Source organism: Candidatus Planktophila versatilis (genome assembly GCF_002288265.1).
Lineage (GTDB): Bacteria > Actinomycetota > Actinomycetes > Nanopelagicales > Nanopelagicaceae > Planktophila > Planktophila versatilis.
The window spans coordinates 789,961-803,278 of record NZ_CP016778.1; the positions used below are offsets into that span (position 1 = coordinate 789,961).

13 protein-coding genes are annotated in these 13,318 nt (G+C 48.5%); all 13 read right to left on the bottom strand.

Features of this window, described 5'->3' with window-relative positions:
* Positions 1 to 94: 94 nt before the first annotated feature.
* On the bottom strand, positions 95 to 1,579 hold the full coding sequence (gene hflX, locus A1sIIB76_RS04025) for a GTPase HflX (protein ID WP_095674941.1): 1,485 nt from the start codon (positions 1,577 to 1,579) through the stop codon (positions 95 to 97).
* Positions 1,576 to 2,385 carry a diaminopimelate epimerase gene (gene dapF / locus A1sIIB76_RS04030; RefSeq protein WP_223298122.1) on the bottom strand — a complete coding sequence of 270 codons (810 nt, stop codon included), beginning with the start codon at positions 2,383 to 2,385 and terminating at the stop codon, positions 1,576 to 1,578. The genes hflX and dapF overlap by 4 nt, the downstream gene beginning before the upstream one ends.
* 4 nt (positions 2,386 to 2,389) lie before the next feature.
* Positions 2,390 to 3,289: a tRNA (adenosine(37)-N6)-dimethylallyltransferase MiaA gene (gene miaA / locus A1sIIB76_RS04035; RefSeq protein ID WP_095684813.1), complete on the bottom strand. Its 900-nt coding sequence runs from the start codon at positions 3,287 to 3,289 to the stop codon at positions 2,390 to 2,392.
* On the bottom strand, positions 3,286 to 4,701 hold the full coding sequence (miaB, locus tag A1sIIB76_RS04040; RefSeq protein WP_095684814.1) for a tRNA (N6-isopentenyl adenosine(37)-C2)-methylthiotransferase MiaB: 1,416 nt from the start codon (positions 4,699 to 4,701) through the stop codon (positions 3,286 to 3,288). Before miaB ends, miaA begins: the two co-directional genes overlap by 4 nt.
* A gap of 21 nt (positions 4,702 to 4,722) precedes the next feature.
* Positions 4,723 to 5,691 (bottom strand): acyl-ACP desaturase, encoded by a 969-nt coding sequence (locus A1sIIB76_RS04045; RefSeq protein WP_095674945.1) that lies wholly within the window; start codon positions 5,689 to 5,691, stop codon positions 4,723 to 4,725.
* Positions 5,692 to 5,728: 37 nt separating this feature from the next.
* Complete coding sequence (gene trmD, locus A1sIIB76_RS04050; protein WP_095697069.1) at positions 5,729 to 6,412, bottom strand: tRNA (guanosine(37)-N1)-methyltransferase TrmD; 684 nt, start codon at positions 6,410 to 6,412, stop codon at positions 5,729 to 5,731.
* Positions 6,409 to 6,912: a ribosome maturation factor RimM gene (rimM, locus tag A1sIIB76_RS04055; RefSeq protein WP_095697070.1), complete on the bottom strand. Its 504-nt coding sequence runs from the start codon at positions 6,910 to 6,912 to the stop codon at positions 6,409 to 6,411. The genes trmD and rimM overlap by 4 nt, the downstream gene beginning before the upstream one ends.
* Before the next feature lie 11 nt (positions 6,913 to 6,923).
* A complete protein-coding gene (locus A1sIIB76_RS04060) occupies positions 6,924 to 7,163 on the bottom strand; it encodes an RNA-binding protein (RefSeq protein WP_095674948.1) in 240 nt (79 codons plus the stop codon).
* A gap of 2 nt (positions 7,164 to 7,165) precedes the next feature.
* Positions 7,166 to 7,726, bottom strand: a complete 561-nt coding sequence (gene rpsP / locus A1sIIB76_RS04065) for a 30S ribosomal protein S16 (protein WP_095697071.1) — start codon at positions 7,724 to 7,726, stop codon at positions 7,166 to 7,168.
* A gap of 140 nt (positions 7,727 to 7,866) precedes the next feature.
* Complete coding sequence (gene ffh, locus A1sIIB76_RS04070) at positions 7,867 to 9,309, bottom strand: signal recognition particle protein (RefSeq protein WP_095697072.1); 1,443 nt, start codon at positions 9,307 to 9,309, stop codon at positions 7,867 to 7,869.
* A gap of 13 nt (positions 9,310 to 9,322) precedes the next feature.
* The gene (locus A1sIIB76_RS04075; protein WP_095697073.1) at positions 9,323 to 11,584 is read right to left on the bottom strand and encodes a [protein-PII] uridylyltransferase; all 2,262 of its coding nucleotides are present in this window, start codon (positions 11,582 to 11,584) and stop codon (positions 9,323 to 9,325) included.
* A gap of 39 nt (positions 11,585 to 11,623) precedes the next feature.
* Positions 11,624 to 11,962 carry a P-II family nitrogen regulator gene (locus tag A1sIIB76_RS04080; protein ID WP_095674952.1) on the bottom strand — a complete coding sequence of 113 codons (339 nt, stop codon included), beginning with the start codon at positions 11,960 to 11,962 and terminating at the stop codon, positions 11,624 to 11,626.
* Positions 11,959 to 13,263, bottom strand: a complete 1,305-nt coding sequence (locus A1sIIB76_RS04085) for an ammonium transporter (RefSeq protein WP_095697074.1) — start codon at positions 13,261 to 13,263, stop codon at positions 11,959 to 11,961. Before A1sIIB76_RS04085 ends, A1sIIB76_RS04080 begins: the two co-directional genes overlap by 4 nt.
* Positions 13,264 to 13,318: the final 55 nt, after the last annotated feature.

A 13,318-nucleotide genomic window follows, 5' to 3' on the forward strand; every position in this document is an offset into this window, starting at 1 on the left:
TCCATCATCTTTGTGCGAACGATTGGTCCGCTACCTGCGCGAATAGTCGCGCATTACCCGCTATCTAGCCGATACAACCCCCGGCGTGTCGGTTTTATTCCTGGGTAGAGGCGGCGATTTCTTCCGCTTTGGCAATGGCCATCGCTAGCCCGGCATCAACGTAGGCATGAATCGAAGTTCCCTCAGGTAGATGTTCTTCACTCAGAATTTCGCCCTGTTCATGGACGGCAGAAACTAGATCGCCTCGGCTATATGGAATTACCGCTGTTATCTCGACACTTGGATGAGGAAGAGATTTTTCGATTGCACGAATAAGTCCCTCCATTCCAAATCCGGAACGGACGGAGAAGGCATAGCTATTGGGTTCTTTTCGCAATATTTCAAGGACAACAGCAGGATCTGCAATATCGACCTTGTTAATAGCGATAATTTCTGGGATGTGTGCCCCACCAATTTCAGTAATGACTTCGCGTACCGCGCGAATCTGTTCAAAGGGGTCTGTGTGAGATCCATCTACTACATGCACAATCAGATCTGAGCCTGACACCTCTTCCAGAGTTGATTTAAAGGCATCGATGAGCTGATGCGGCAAATGGCGAACAAAACCGACGGTGTCTGAGAGTGTGTAGATGCGCCCTTCGGCTGTTTCGCACTTACGAACCGTGGGATCAAGGGTTGCAAAGAGCGCGTTTTCTACCAACACTCCCGCACCGGTGAGCGCATTAAGAAGTGAAGATTTTCCAGCATTTGTATAACCAGCGATAGCAACCGATGGGATGTTATTTCGCTTGCGCTCTTGTCGCTTTGTGTCGCGAGAAGTTTTCATCTCAGCGATTTCACGTCGAAGCTTGGCCATCTTGTCGCGGATACGTCTGCGATCGGTCTCAATCTTGGTTTCACCGGGACCTCTACCGCCAATACCGGCGCCACCTGCTGCGCGTCCGCCGACCTGACGAGAGAGGGAATCTCCCCATCCACGAAGTCGCGGAAGAAGATAGGCAATCTGGGCTAACTCAACTTGCGCCTTGCCTTCTTTACTCTTTGCATGTTGGGCAAAAATATCAAGGATTAGCGCAACCCGATCAACAACCTTCACCTTAAGTTTCTCTTCTAAGGTGCGAAGCTGCGAAGGTGAAAGTTCGCCGTCGCATACAACGGTATCGGCCCCTGTTGCGATAACAATTTGTCGTAGCTCAATTAACTTTCCGGAACCGATATAGGTAGATGGATCAGGTTTATCTCGGCGTTGAATGAGTCCTTCCATCACTTCCGAACCAGCAGTCTCTGCAAGTGCCTTCAACTCAGCTAAGGAATTATCTGCCATCTCAGCAGTGCCTTCGGTCCACACACCAACGAGTACTACCCGTTCAAGTTGTAATTGACGGTATTCGGCATCAGAAATATCTTGGAGTTCTGTGGAGAAGCTTTTGACCCGTCGAAGTGCATTTCGATCGGAAAGTTCCTGCTGTTCATTTTCTTCATACTCGGTCTCATCAGAATCAAAGTCGGCGGCGGCTCGTGCGCTCTCTCGCAGTAGATCTTCGAAAAGTTTGTCGTAGCCGTCCTCGGAGGTAGTCATGAATTGAGGTAGGAAGAGATGTCATGTTCGCTGATGAGCTCTGCCGGTCCAATCAAGGTCGCATTTGAATGGTTATCAATATCGACAATGAGGCGACCTCCTGGTGGGAAAATTGTCCATCGCGATGGCAGCGAGACGCCCGTCTTCATGGATGCTGCTAACGCGACTGCGCAGGTACCAGTTCCACAAGATCGTGTCTCACCGCTACCGCGTTCATGCACGCGCATACGTGCTTCTTTATCTGGAAGTAACTGAACAAATTCAACATTGACGCCTTCAGGATAAGACGATGCCGGTGCAACCAGCGGTGCTACTTCTAGTGAGCCCACTTGCTCGAGATCATCGACGAAGACCACTGCATGTGGATTTCCTACATTGATGTTGTAGCCACTCCAGGTATGCCCATTGTGTGTGACCGAGATTTCTTCCATCTCATCTGTCACATGACCCATATTGACCGAGATATCGCCATCACGTGGAACGCGAAGGTGCTTGATTCCAGCCCGGGTATCAATGGCAAAGATTCCTTCAGGCTGATGCTCATGTGTGACTAGGTACTTGGCCATCACCCGAATTCCATTACCGCACATCTCCGCAAGTGAGCCATCGGCGTTGTGGTAATCCATAAACCACTGCTTGCCATTTTTTAGAATGCGAATAAATCCATCGGCACCGATGCCAGTCTTACGATTGCAGATTGCAGCTATTTGGTGAGATGAGATCTCGCGTTGATTATCTGGGTCAAAGAGAATGACAAAATCATTCTCAGTTCCGTGTCCATATGTGGCAATCATTGAATTCGACATGACGCTATGAGTTTATCTTCTGCATTATGGTTTCCAGGCGAGGTTGATGAGGTGCTATCCACTGAATCCGGGTATCGCGTGAGAACCAGGTCTCTTGCCGGCGTGCATATTGGCGAGTGGAGCGCTTTGTCTCTTCCTTAGCTTCCGCTTCCGTCATCTGTCCGGCGCGCATTGCAATCAGGGCTGAATATCCCAAGGCTCGTTGAGCAGTTGACCCTTGAAGAATTCCTTCTGCAATGAGTGCATCAACTTCTACAAGGAAACCTTGCTCCCACATTTTCTCAACCCGAAGATCAATCCGCTCTCCAAGATGCTCGCGCTCCATGACTAGGCCAAATTGCAGCGCATCTGGAAATCTCGAGCTATCTTCTCTTGGAAGATTTGCGGTAAATGGCTTTCCAGTAATTTCAATCACTTCAAGGGCACGAATAATCCGACGAGTATTTGCTCGATCAATAGCCAACGCTGCTGCCGGATCTAACTCTTGCAAACGCGTGAAAAGTGAATCTGATCCAAACTCTTCTGCCTCAGACTCCAGTCGTGCTCGCACTTCCGGGCTGGTATCTGGAAAGTTGAGGTCATCTAGAACGGCCTTGATATAGAGCCCGGTCCCTCCAACTATCACCACATGTTGATTGCGTGAATGAATCTCACTTATTTGTTCGCGCGCCAACTGTTGATACCAAGCAACAGTGGAATCCTGCTTCACGCTCAGAACATCGAGTAGATGATGAGGAATACCACGGCGCTGCGCAACACTTAGCTTTGCCGTACCAATATCCATACCCGTATATAGCTGCATCGAGTCGGCATTGATAATTTCGGCGCCTATCTGCTCTGCAACATCTAGCGCCATTTCACTCTTACCCGTTGCAGTGGCACCACAAATGACAATTACTTTCACGAAGTACGAACCTTTGGAATTCCTAGCGATGTTGAAGCTGGCGCGGACTTTGCCGCATGGGCATCTCCCCCACGTGTGCGCATTACTGACACTGCGCTTCCGATCAGATAGTGCGCCGATGCTTCGGTAATGTGAACATCAACAAAATCACCGGGGCGGGCATCAGTATCGGCATCGAAGTGCACAAGCCTGAAATCTTCCGATTTTCCGGTCATGCGAGAGCGAGACTCATCTCGTCGACCCTCAACTTCAGAGACCATCACACGATGCGTTGAGCCAATAGATTCTTCATTGACTGAGAGCGAGATTTTCTGTTGGTGCTCATGCAAGCGGGTATATCTCTCTCCCACAATCTCCTGCGGCACTTGGTTTGGCATAACTCCTGCAGGTGTACCAGGACGAATTGAATACTTATATGTATAGGCCGCGGCAAATCGCGCCTGTGTTGTGATGTCCAAGGTCCCCTGAAAATCTGTTTCACTTTCACCTGGAAAGCCAACAATGATGTCAGTTGTAATCATCGCTTGTGGAATAGATGCTCGTACCCGTTCAAGAATTCCGAGATACTTATCGGTGCGATATGACCGGCGCATAGATTGCAAAATGGAATCTGAGCCTGATTGCAACGGCATATGTAGGTGCGGCATAACATTCTTAGTCTGGGCCATCGCCTCAATGACATCATCGGTGAAATCACGAGGATGAGGGGACATAAAACGAACTCGTTCTAGCCCCTGGATCTTGCCAGCATCACGTAAGAGTTTGGCAAAGGCGCCGCGATCACCAAATTCAACACCATAGGCGTTCACATTCTGTCCGAGCAGAGTAATTTCGATAACACCTTGGTCCACCAGCATCTGCATCTCTTTGAGCACATCTGCCGCTGCACGATCTTTCTCTATTCCGCGAAGCGCCGGAACGATACAGAAGGTGCAGGTGTTATTGCATCCAACGGAGATTGAGACCCACGAAGTGAAGGCCGAGAATCTGCGAGCAGGTAGCGTAGAAGGAAAATGCTCAAGTGATTCCAATATTTCAATCTGAGACTCTTCTTCGATACGAGCACGCTCAAGTAGAAGCGGCAAGGAGCCCACATTGTGTGTCCCAAAAACTACATCCACATATGGCGCTTTTTTAAGGATAATCGATTGATCCTTCTGCGCCAAACATCCGCCAACGGCAATCTGCATCGCAGGATTCTTCTTCTTAATCGGCGCTAGGAAGCTTAGATTTCCATAGAGCTTATTATCAGCATTCTCGCGAACCGCACAGGTATTAAAGACCACAATGTCAGCTTGTTCACCGGGAATAACAGGAATATGTCCTGCTTCATCTAGCAGACCAGCGATGCGTTCTGAGTCGTGCACATTCATCTGACACCCGTAGGTCTCAACCAAATATGTGCGCGACATGGCGCCTATCTTATTTCAGAGTCAGTTAGTGATGCGAATCGGTGCAATACCGCGCGCGATTTGACGCTCGAAGTGAACTTCGCGCTTATCGTTAAATACGGAAGCCGCTTTATATGTCTCATCCATGAAGGCCTGAAGTTCATCACGAGCCTTAATTCCATCACCGGAAAGATCGGTTCTTTCAAATACATTCCAAGCCCGCAGAACGGGAGCAATCACATCATCGAGGTGTTGCTGCAGATCATAGATTCCAGCCAGCGCAATCTGCACAGCTTTTCGTCCAAAGCCCGGCATGTTTGCCCCTGGCATATCAAAGTTTGTTACTACATCTGTAATGGCGCGCATTGCAGCGTTAGGTTCCATATCAAGTGCTGCAGAAAGAGTATTGCGATAGAAAAGCATATGAAGATTCTCATCCAGCGCTATTCGCTGCATCATTCCTTCGGCAATCGAATCCTCTGAAATTTTTCCAGTATTGCGGTGTGAAATACGTGTTGCTAACTCTTGGAAGGAGACGTAGGCAATCGTGTGCAACATATCGTTCTCATATGGAGTCTGATATCCGAGTGACATATGAGCCATCCGAAGATCTTCGAGTTCATAAGGGTCAACGCCACGAGTAGCCATCAGGTAGTCACGAATAACAATCGCATGGCGTGCTTCTTCTGCCGTCCAACGTTCGATCCAATTACCCCATGCGCCATCACGGCCCATCGAGATTGATATCTCGGTGTGATAACTCGGCAAATTATCTTCTGTCAGTAAATTGAGTACGAGTGAATCTTGCGCGACAGGAGTCAAGCGAGAATCTTTCGCTTCCCAGGCATCTCCATTAAGTGGACCCGCATAATCGCGTCCTTCAGACCATGGGACATACTCATGTGGGTACCAATTCTTCTGAACTGAAATATGTCGCTCGAGTTCAACTGCAACAATAGGCTCTAGGTCGCGAATTAAGCGAGACTGGATCTTTGCTGACTCTTCACTCATGGGCTAAGAGTAAGGCAGAAGTGCCATTACTTTCGAGTTAAAGATTATCTTTTGCACGTTTTTCTGCCTGTTGGCTTCGCCACTTTGCAATTTCTGCGTGATTTCCGCTGAGTAATATCTCTGGTACCGAGATACCTCGCCATTCTTGTGGCTTGGTAAAGTTTGGATATTCGAGGTAGCCCTCAAATTTATGTGATTCTTCCGACAAAGACTCTGGGTTACCGAGCACTCCTGGTATGAGTCGTGTAACGGCCTCAATCATGACCATCGACGCAACTTCTCCACCACCTAGAACATAGTCACCAATGGAGATTTCATGAACGCGAATATTGCGATTCTTAAATTCTTGCGTTGAATAATACTGACGAACCCGATCATCTATTCCTTCATAGCGGCCACATGCGAAGACTAAGTGCGCTGCAGTTGAGAATTCCTGAGCTATTTTTTGAGTAAAGCGACGACCTGCTGGAGTGAGGATGATGAGATCTGTATTCTCACTCATCAATGGATCAAGGGTCTTTCCCCACACTTCCGGCAACATCACCATGCCGGCGCCTCCACCGTAGGGGGTGTCATCAACAGTGTTGTGATTATCGGTACTCAGAGCGCGCAGATCATGAACTTCAATCTCAAGTAGACCTGAGCTTTGAGCTTTGCCGAGTAGGGATAGTTTCAGCGGTGATAGATACTCAGGAAATATGGAAATGACATCTATTTTCATTGCATACTTCCATCGATATCAGGTGGGATTACCGTCATTCGCTTAGCATTAATATCGACAACCGGAACCAATTGACGGACAAATGGAATCAGTACTTCGCCGTCAGCGCTCTTTATTGCTAAGACATCTTGACCCGGCAAGTTCAAAACATCGGTGACAACTCCGAATTCATCTCCGTCAACGAGATAGGCGGTGCAGCCAACAAGTTGTAAGACGTGATAGTCATCTTCATCAATTCCTGGCGCTGCGATATCAACTTCGGCATAGAGAAGTTCATTGCGCAGCGCTTCAATCGAATTGCGGTCCTCAATTCCTTGGAAGCCAAGGAGAAGAATTCCATTGTGAACGCGGGCAGAAACCACAGTTAATTCACCATGGCTATCTGTCTCTAAGACTGCACCAATAGCAAAGCGATCTTCAGCTTCGTCAGTGCGAACTTCGATTGTCGCTTCACCTAAAATCCCGTGAGCTTTACCAATGCGGCCCACGTTTAATTTCATGGGTGTAAAAGTTAGCGAACCTCGTCGGTATCGATGAGATCAACACGAACAGTGCGTCCTGCTAGCGCGCTTACGACTGTGCGTAGCGCCTTAGCTGTACGACCATTACGGCCAATCACCTTGCCGATATCTTCAGGATTAACACGTACTTCGAGAGTTGTTCCTCGACGATGAGTCTTTTCCTTCACATTGACATCGTCAGGGTTATCAACGATTCCCTTTACGAGATGTTCGAGTGCTTCGTCAATCATATTTATTCAGCAGGAGTTTCTGCTACAGCCGCATCTTCTACAACCGCTTCTGGCGCAGGAGTCTCTTCGGCTACAACTTCAACCGGAGTTTCCACTACAGCTTCAGCTGGAGCTTCTGCAACAACTTCTACCACTGGCTCGGCCACAACAGGGTTTGCCTTTGCAGCTAACTTGTCCTGTGCCTTCTTCTTCAAAGTTGTTGCACCTTCTGCAGGTTCTGCAGCGGCAGCCTTCACAGCTGCTTCATAGGCAACGCTCTTGTGTGGCTTTGGAGCTGCAACACGAAGCGTTCCTTCTGTTCCTGGAAGACCCTTGTGCTTCTGCCAATCTCCGGTCACCTTCAGAAGCGCCTCTACTGCCTCTGATGGTTGTGCGCCAACACCAAGCCAATACAGAGCACGCTCTGAATTAACTTCGATCAGTGATGGCTCTTGACCTGGAACGTAGCGACCAATTTCTTCAATTGAAAGACCGTTACGTGCCTTACGTGAATCTGTAACTACGATGCGGAAATAAGGTGTGCGAATTTTTCCCATGCGCATTAAGCGAATTTTTGTAGACAAAGAACTTGTGCTCCTAAAAAGTGTGCCGAACCAAATTGCTACAGCGGGGTGCGTAACTAAGTGGTCCAACTGTGGATTGGATTGTTACCGGGGTAGAGGGCCCTGTAACAGGTGGCTAATCTTGCCAGGTACGCTCAAAATTAAGAAATCGTCCCATTTTCCAGCGCACGCTTAGCGGGATTTCCGGATTTCGACTTCTTCTTAGCCGGTGGCACAGTCTTAGACGGCGCTGGAGGAAGACCTGGCATTCCAGCAGGCATCCCAGGCATTGATCCACCGTTTCTCATCTGCTTCATCATCTTCTGCGCAGCCGTGAACTTATCTACCAATGCATTGACATCAGAGACTTTTCGTCCAGCACCTAACGCAATTCGCGCGCGACGAGAACCATTAAGAACTTTCAAATCTCGACGTTCCTTGGGAGTCATCGATTGCACTATTGATTTTGTGCGCGTGATCTCAGATTCATCGAAATTCTCAATCTGTTTCTTCATAGCTCCTGAACCTGGGAGCATTCCAAGTAGCTTGCCCATCGAGCCCATCTTCGACATTGCCTCTAGTTGTTCTAGGAAATCATCGAGGGTGAAATCTTCTCCCGATAAGAATTTATCCTCCAACTTCTTGGCAGAGTCACCATCGAAAGCTTTCTTCGCTTGTTCTGCCAGCGTGGCAACATCTCCCATACCCAGGATGCGAGAAGCCATACGTTCTGGATAGAAGATATCGAAATCACTGATCTTTTCACCGGTGGATGCAAACATAATCGGACGACCAGTAAGTGCGGCGATGGACAGTGCTGCTCCACCACGTGCATCACCATCGAGCTTGGTGAGCACAACTCCATCAAAGCCAACGCCATCTTGAAAAGCTTGTGCTGTGCGCACGGCATCTTGGCCAATCATGGCATCGACAACAAAGAGAATTTCATCCGGTGTGACCGCATCACGAATCGCGATTGCTTCATTCATTAGCTCTTGATCCACACCTAGACGTCCAGCGGTATCAACAATGACCATGCTGTGAAGTTTTGATGTGGCAAATGCAATGGCATCTCGTGCAACGATTACCGGATTGCCCACACCATTTCCAGGTTCAGGTGCAAATACTGGAACTCCAACAGATTGACCAACTACCTGCAATTGATTTACCGCATTCGGGCGTTGTAAATCTGATGCCACTAGAATTGGGGTCTCACCTTGATCCTTATAAAACTTTGCTAGCTTTGCAGCCAGAGTCGTTTTACCGGCACCTTGTAAACCAGCCAACATGATGACTGTCGGAGGTTTCTTGGCAAAGCGGATCCGACGTGCTCCCCCACCAAGAATTTGCGTGAGTTCTTGGTTTACGACATCAAAGATTGCCTGTGCTTGATTTGTTCCCGCCTGCAGAGTCGATAGTAACTCCAGTGATTTGCTCTGTACCTGTGCTGTGAAACTCTCCACAACTTCTAGTGCCACATCAGCTTCAAGAAGAGCCTGGCGAATCTCTAGGGTGGTGAGTTCGATATCTTTTTCAGATATTTTGCCTCTTGCACGAAGTGCACCAAATGCACCGGCAAATTTCGATGAGAGCGAATCAAACATAGTGGGGGGAACTCTACTTCAGGGCTGCTCGAATTCGAATCGCCACATCGTTGGCACGTTCGGCGCTCAGTGGGCCTCCCCCAATTTCACTCACATAAAGGGTGTCAATGGCTTCGGCACCCAGTGTTGTGACAATGGCAGAGCGAATATCAATATTGCTTCGGGTAATTGCATCACCGATACGAAATAGCAGCGCTGGTTGGTCGTGGCTTCTTACCTCAATAATGGTTGCATCAGTTGCCGCATCCATAAAGGTCTCAACAACAGGTGCGGGAACGGGAATAGTAGGCAGCTGGGCATATGTGTCGATACGTTCTTGGATTCGTGATGCAAGCGAACTCTTATTCTCCAGAGCCCTGGCTAGCTCTTGATGCAACTTCTCTTGCGTTAATGCAGGCGCATGAGGGTCCGGGATAACAATCCATTCCATAACGGCTGCTTGTGCAACAGATTTAGTTCGAGCGGATCTGACATCAAGGCGCATGACGTTGAGAACGCCGGCAACAACGGAGAGCAGCCCTGTGCTATCTGGCACAACTATCTCGATGGCATAGACATCACCGCGATCTTCGATGCTGACAGAGAGGACACCCGATTCGGCGCGCTCTCGCTGAGCAACTGTGAGTTCGGGCTGTTGAGCCACTGTGTTATCCGTAATTGCTTTCTCAACCCGATTTACGAGCTCTGCGACAAGAGATGCTTTCCAATCACTCCACGCAGCCCGCCCGGTTGCCTCACCATCGGCAATGCTGAGAGCATGTAAGAGTTCTAGGGATTGTAAATCTGGAATTACTTCTGCAACTGAGGTGATAGTTGCAGGGTCATCTAAATCTCGACGCGTAGCTGTTGCTGAAAGCAGTAGGTGATGCTTGACCAATAGCTTTATCGTTGCAATGTCATCGATGGAAAAACCAATGCGCAGGGCAAGTGGCTCAATGAGTCTTTCCCCTCTTTCGGAATGGTCTTCTTCCGTTCCCTTTCCAATGTCGTGAAAGAGCGCGCTAAAGAGAAGCAGGTCTGGTCTGTGAACTTTTCGAGTCAGAGTTGCCGCATGAACAGCTGTCTCAACCATATGTCTATCAACGGTATGGCGGTGCAATACATTTCGCTGCGGTAGTGAACGAACAGCTTTCCACTCTGGAATCCAAGCAAAGAGAACTTCTTCCTGATCAAGGGCTTCAAAGACTTGCACCATGGCAGCACCTGCACCGATAAGTGAAATCAGGTTCTCACGAGCATCGCGTGGCCAAGGGTTGGGAAGGTGACCCAGACCATTTCCAAGTGATTCTGATAAACGCTCAAGTGAATCCATTGACAATGGAAGTCCTAATTGAGCAGCCGATGCTGCAGCACGTAATCCAATCACTGGATCACCTGCAAAATCTGCGCTGGGATCAATAACTACTTCTTTATTTGAAACGCTGATATCACGGGAAATGGTTGTGGTGCGAACGCGACGTAGGAATCGTCCAGCACCATCTTTGCCTTTATGTGCATATCGATACCAGGTTGAATCTAGAAGGTAGTCAACGGAACGAGCAGCCTGGGCAACTTCACTCATGAGAGCATCAGCATCTGCATATCCCAATAGCGCTGCCACTTTATCTTGCTCTTGAAAAAACAACTTGTCCTTATCGCGCCCACTGACGGTATGAAGGGCCTCTCTCACGTTTGCGAGAATTGATTCAGCAACACTTATCTTCTCTATCGGAATTAAAATCGTTCCACTTTTATGGATTGCGCGCAGCGCAGTGATATCACGTAATCCACCGCGAGCCTCTTTAAGGTCAGGCTCTAGTAGATATGCCAATTCACCAAAACGTTGATGACGTTCGGTCAGAGAACGCTCTAGTTCAACGAGTCTGCCCTTTGAATTCTTACGCCATTCATCTAACGCATCAATTTGTACGCTGGCAACTAGATCAGCACTTCCACAGACAAGCCTGATATCTAATAGACCAAGAATTACCTTGAGATCATCACTGGCCGCAGCTCGAACCTCCGCGCGGGTGCGGACGGAGTAGTCAACCTTTATCTTTTTATCCCAAATTGGATACAGAATCTTATTTACTAACTCTCCCAACTGAACTTCAGGTAGGGATCCGTTATGAAGAATGACAATATCTAAATCCGAACCTGGAGATAGTTCGCCGCGGCCGAAACCTCCGACCGCGGCGATAGCTACCTCTTCAACATTGGCGCCACTTTCTTGGAACAGCGATGAGAGAAGAAGATCTCCCTCGTTAGATCTATTTCTTCGTTCTCGTGTTCCCATGGTCCAATCTTAGTTTCCAGTTACTTGGTTTGGACCTCCCTAGATAGCCTCAGGTCCACGCTCTCCTGTTCGAACGCGCACGACCTGTTCTACTGGAGTTGTCCAAACCTTTCCATCACCGATAGATCCTGTTGATGCAGCTTTGACGATGACATCCACGGTTGATGCCGCATCCTTGTCATCTACAAGAACTTCGAGACGGACTTTTGGAACGAGGTCAACGGTGTATTCAGCACCACGATAGACCTCGGTATGACCACGCTGGCGTCCGAAGCCACTGGCTTCAGAGACAGTCATGCCGTTAATGCCTGCTGCTTGCAGAGCATCTTTTACTTCATCTAACTTGAACGGTTTGAGAATTGCGGTAATCAACTTCATAGTGATGCACCTCCACGTGATGAGCTAGCTAGTTCATAAGCAGATTCAGCATGTTCCTTGAGGTCGATGCCTTCGATTTCAACTTCACGTGTGACACGGAAGCCGATAGTTTTTTCGATTGCATATCCGATAATCAGAGTTGCAATGAATGAGTACGCAAGTACTAGACCAACACCTAGTGCTTGCTTGCTTAGCAGCGCAGTTCCACCACCATAGAAGATTCCATCTAGTCCGATACTATTGACAGCGCTAGCTCCGAATAGACCGATTGCTAGTGAACCCCAGATGCCACCAACAAGGTGTACGCCTACGACATCGAGTGAATCATCGAAGCCGAACTTGTACTTCAGGCTCACTGCAAGTGAGCAGAGGATTCCGGCGATGAAACCGATCACCACTGCAGCCCAAGGAGCAACGAATGCACAGGCTGGTGTGATGGCCACAAGACCTGAAACCGCACCTGACGCCGCACCCAATGATGTTGCATGTCCATTGCGAATCTTTTCAACTAAGAGCCAACCGATTACTGCACCCGCAGTTGCGACCTGAGTATTCATAAAGGCAAGTCCTGCGATTCCATTTGCAGCAAGGGAAGATCCAGCATTAAAGCCAAACCAACCAAACCACAGTAAACCTGAGCCAAGCATTACCAGTGGCAATGAGTGTGGACGCATTGATTCTTTACGCCACCCGATGCGCTTTCCAAGAACGATTGCAAGTGCCAAACCTGCAGCGCCGGCATTGATGTGAACGGCAGTTCCACCAGCAAAGTCTTGGACTCCCTTACCGGCGAGATATCCAGTGCTAGTGATTGTGTCGCCAATCTTGTTTCCAAATGCGAAGACCCAGTGAGCCACTGGGAAGTAGACAACTGTTGACCAGATCGCGACAAAGATTGCCCACGAAGTGAATTTTGCACGATCAGCAATGGCACCAGAGATAAGTGCTGGAGTGATGATTGCAAACATTAATTGGAAGGCTGCAAAGACGAGAACTGGAATTGGATACACGCCGCCATTATTGGCGAGCTCATTTACCTGCCCACCAAGATTACTTAGTCCGAATCCACCATACCAAGGTGAATCTGATTTATATCCAAAAGCTAATTCGAAACCATAGATAACCCATAGAACGCTCACGATTCCGATTGTCACCATCGACATCATCATCATGTTTAGAACACTTTTCGTGCGAACCATTCCGCCATAGAAAAATGCCAAGCCTGGAGTCATCAAAAGTACAAGGGCTGTACTTGCCAGCATCCATGCGGTGTCACCGCTATTAAGAACTACTTCTTCCATATCGAGTCCATTTCCGAATTCCTTCTATCAGAATCCATTGCATACGATTGAGATA

Excerpts from the sequence above, each read along its gene's own strand:
- hflX (WP_095674941.1), bottom strand. The coding sequence starts at position 1,579 with ATGACTACCTCCGAGGACGGCTACGACAAACTTTTCGAAGATCTACTG.
- dapF (WP_223298122.1), bottom strand. The coding sequence starts at position 2,385 with ATGTCGAATTCAATGATTGCCACATATGGACACGGAACTGAGAATGAT.
- miaB (WP_095684814.1), bottom strand. The coding sequence starts at position 4,701 with ATGTCGCGCACATATTTGGTTGAGACCTACGGGTGTCAGATGAATGTG.
- A1sIIB76_RS04045 (WP_095674945.1), bottom strand. The coding sequence starts at position 5,691 with ATGAGTGAAGAGTCAGCAAAGATCCAGTCTCGCTTAATTCGCGACCTA.
- trmD (WP_095697069.1), bottom strand. The coding sequence starts at position 6,412 with ATGAAAATAGATGTCATTTCCATATTTCCTGAGTATCTATCACCGCTG.
- rimM (WP_095697070.1), bottom strand. The coding sequence starts at position 6,912 with ATGAAATTAAACGTGGGCCGCATTGGTAAAGCTCACGGGATTTTAGGT.
- A1sIIB76_RS04060 (WP_095674948.1), bottom strand. The coding sequence starts at position 7,163 with ATGATTGACGAAGCACTCGAACATCTCGTAAAGGGAATCGTTGATAAC.
- ffh (WP_095697072.1), bottom strand. The coding sequence starts at position 9,309 with ATGTTTGATTCGCTCTCATCGAAATTTGCCGGTGCATTTGGTGCACTT.
- A1sIIB76_RS04075 (WP_095697073.1), bottom strand. The coding sequence starts at position 11,584 with ATGGGAACACGAGAACGAAGAAATAGATCTAACGAGGGAGATCTTCTT.
- A1sIIB76_RS04080 (WP_095674952.1), bottom strand. The coding sequence starts at position 11,962 with ATGAAGTTGATTACCGCAATTCTCAAACCGTTCAAGTTAGATGAAGTA.
- A1sIIB76_RS04085 (WP_095697074.1), bottom strand. The coding sequence starts at position 13,263 with ATGGAAGAAGTAGTTCTTAATAGCGGTGACACCGCATGGATGCTGGCA.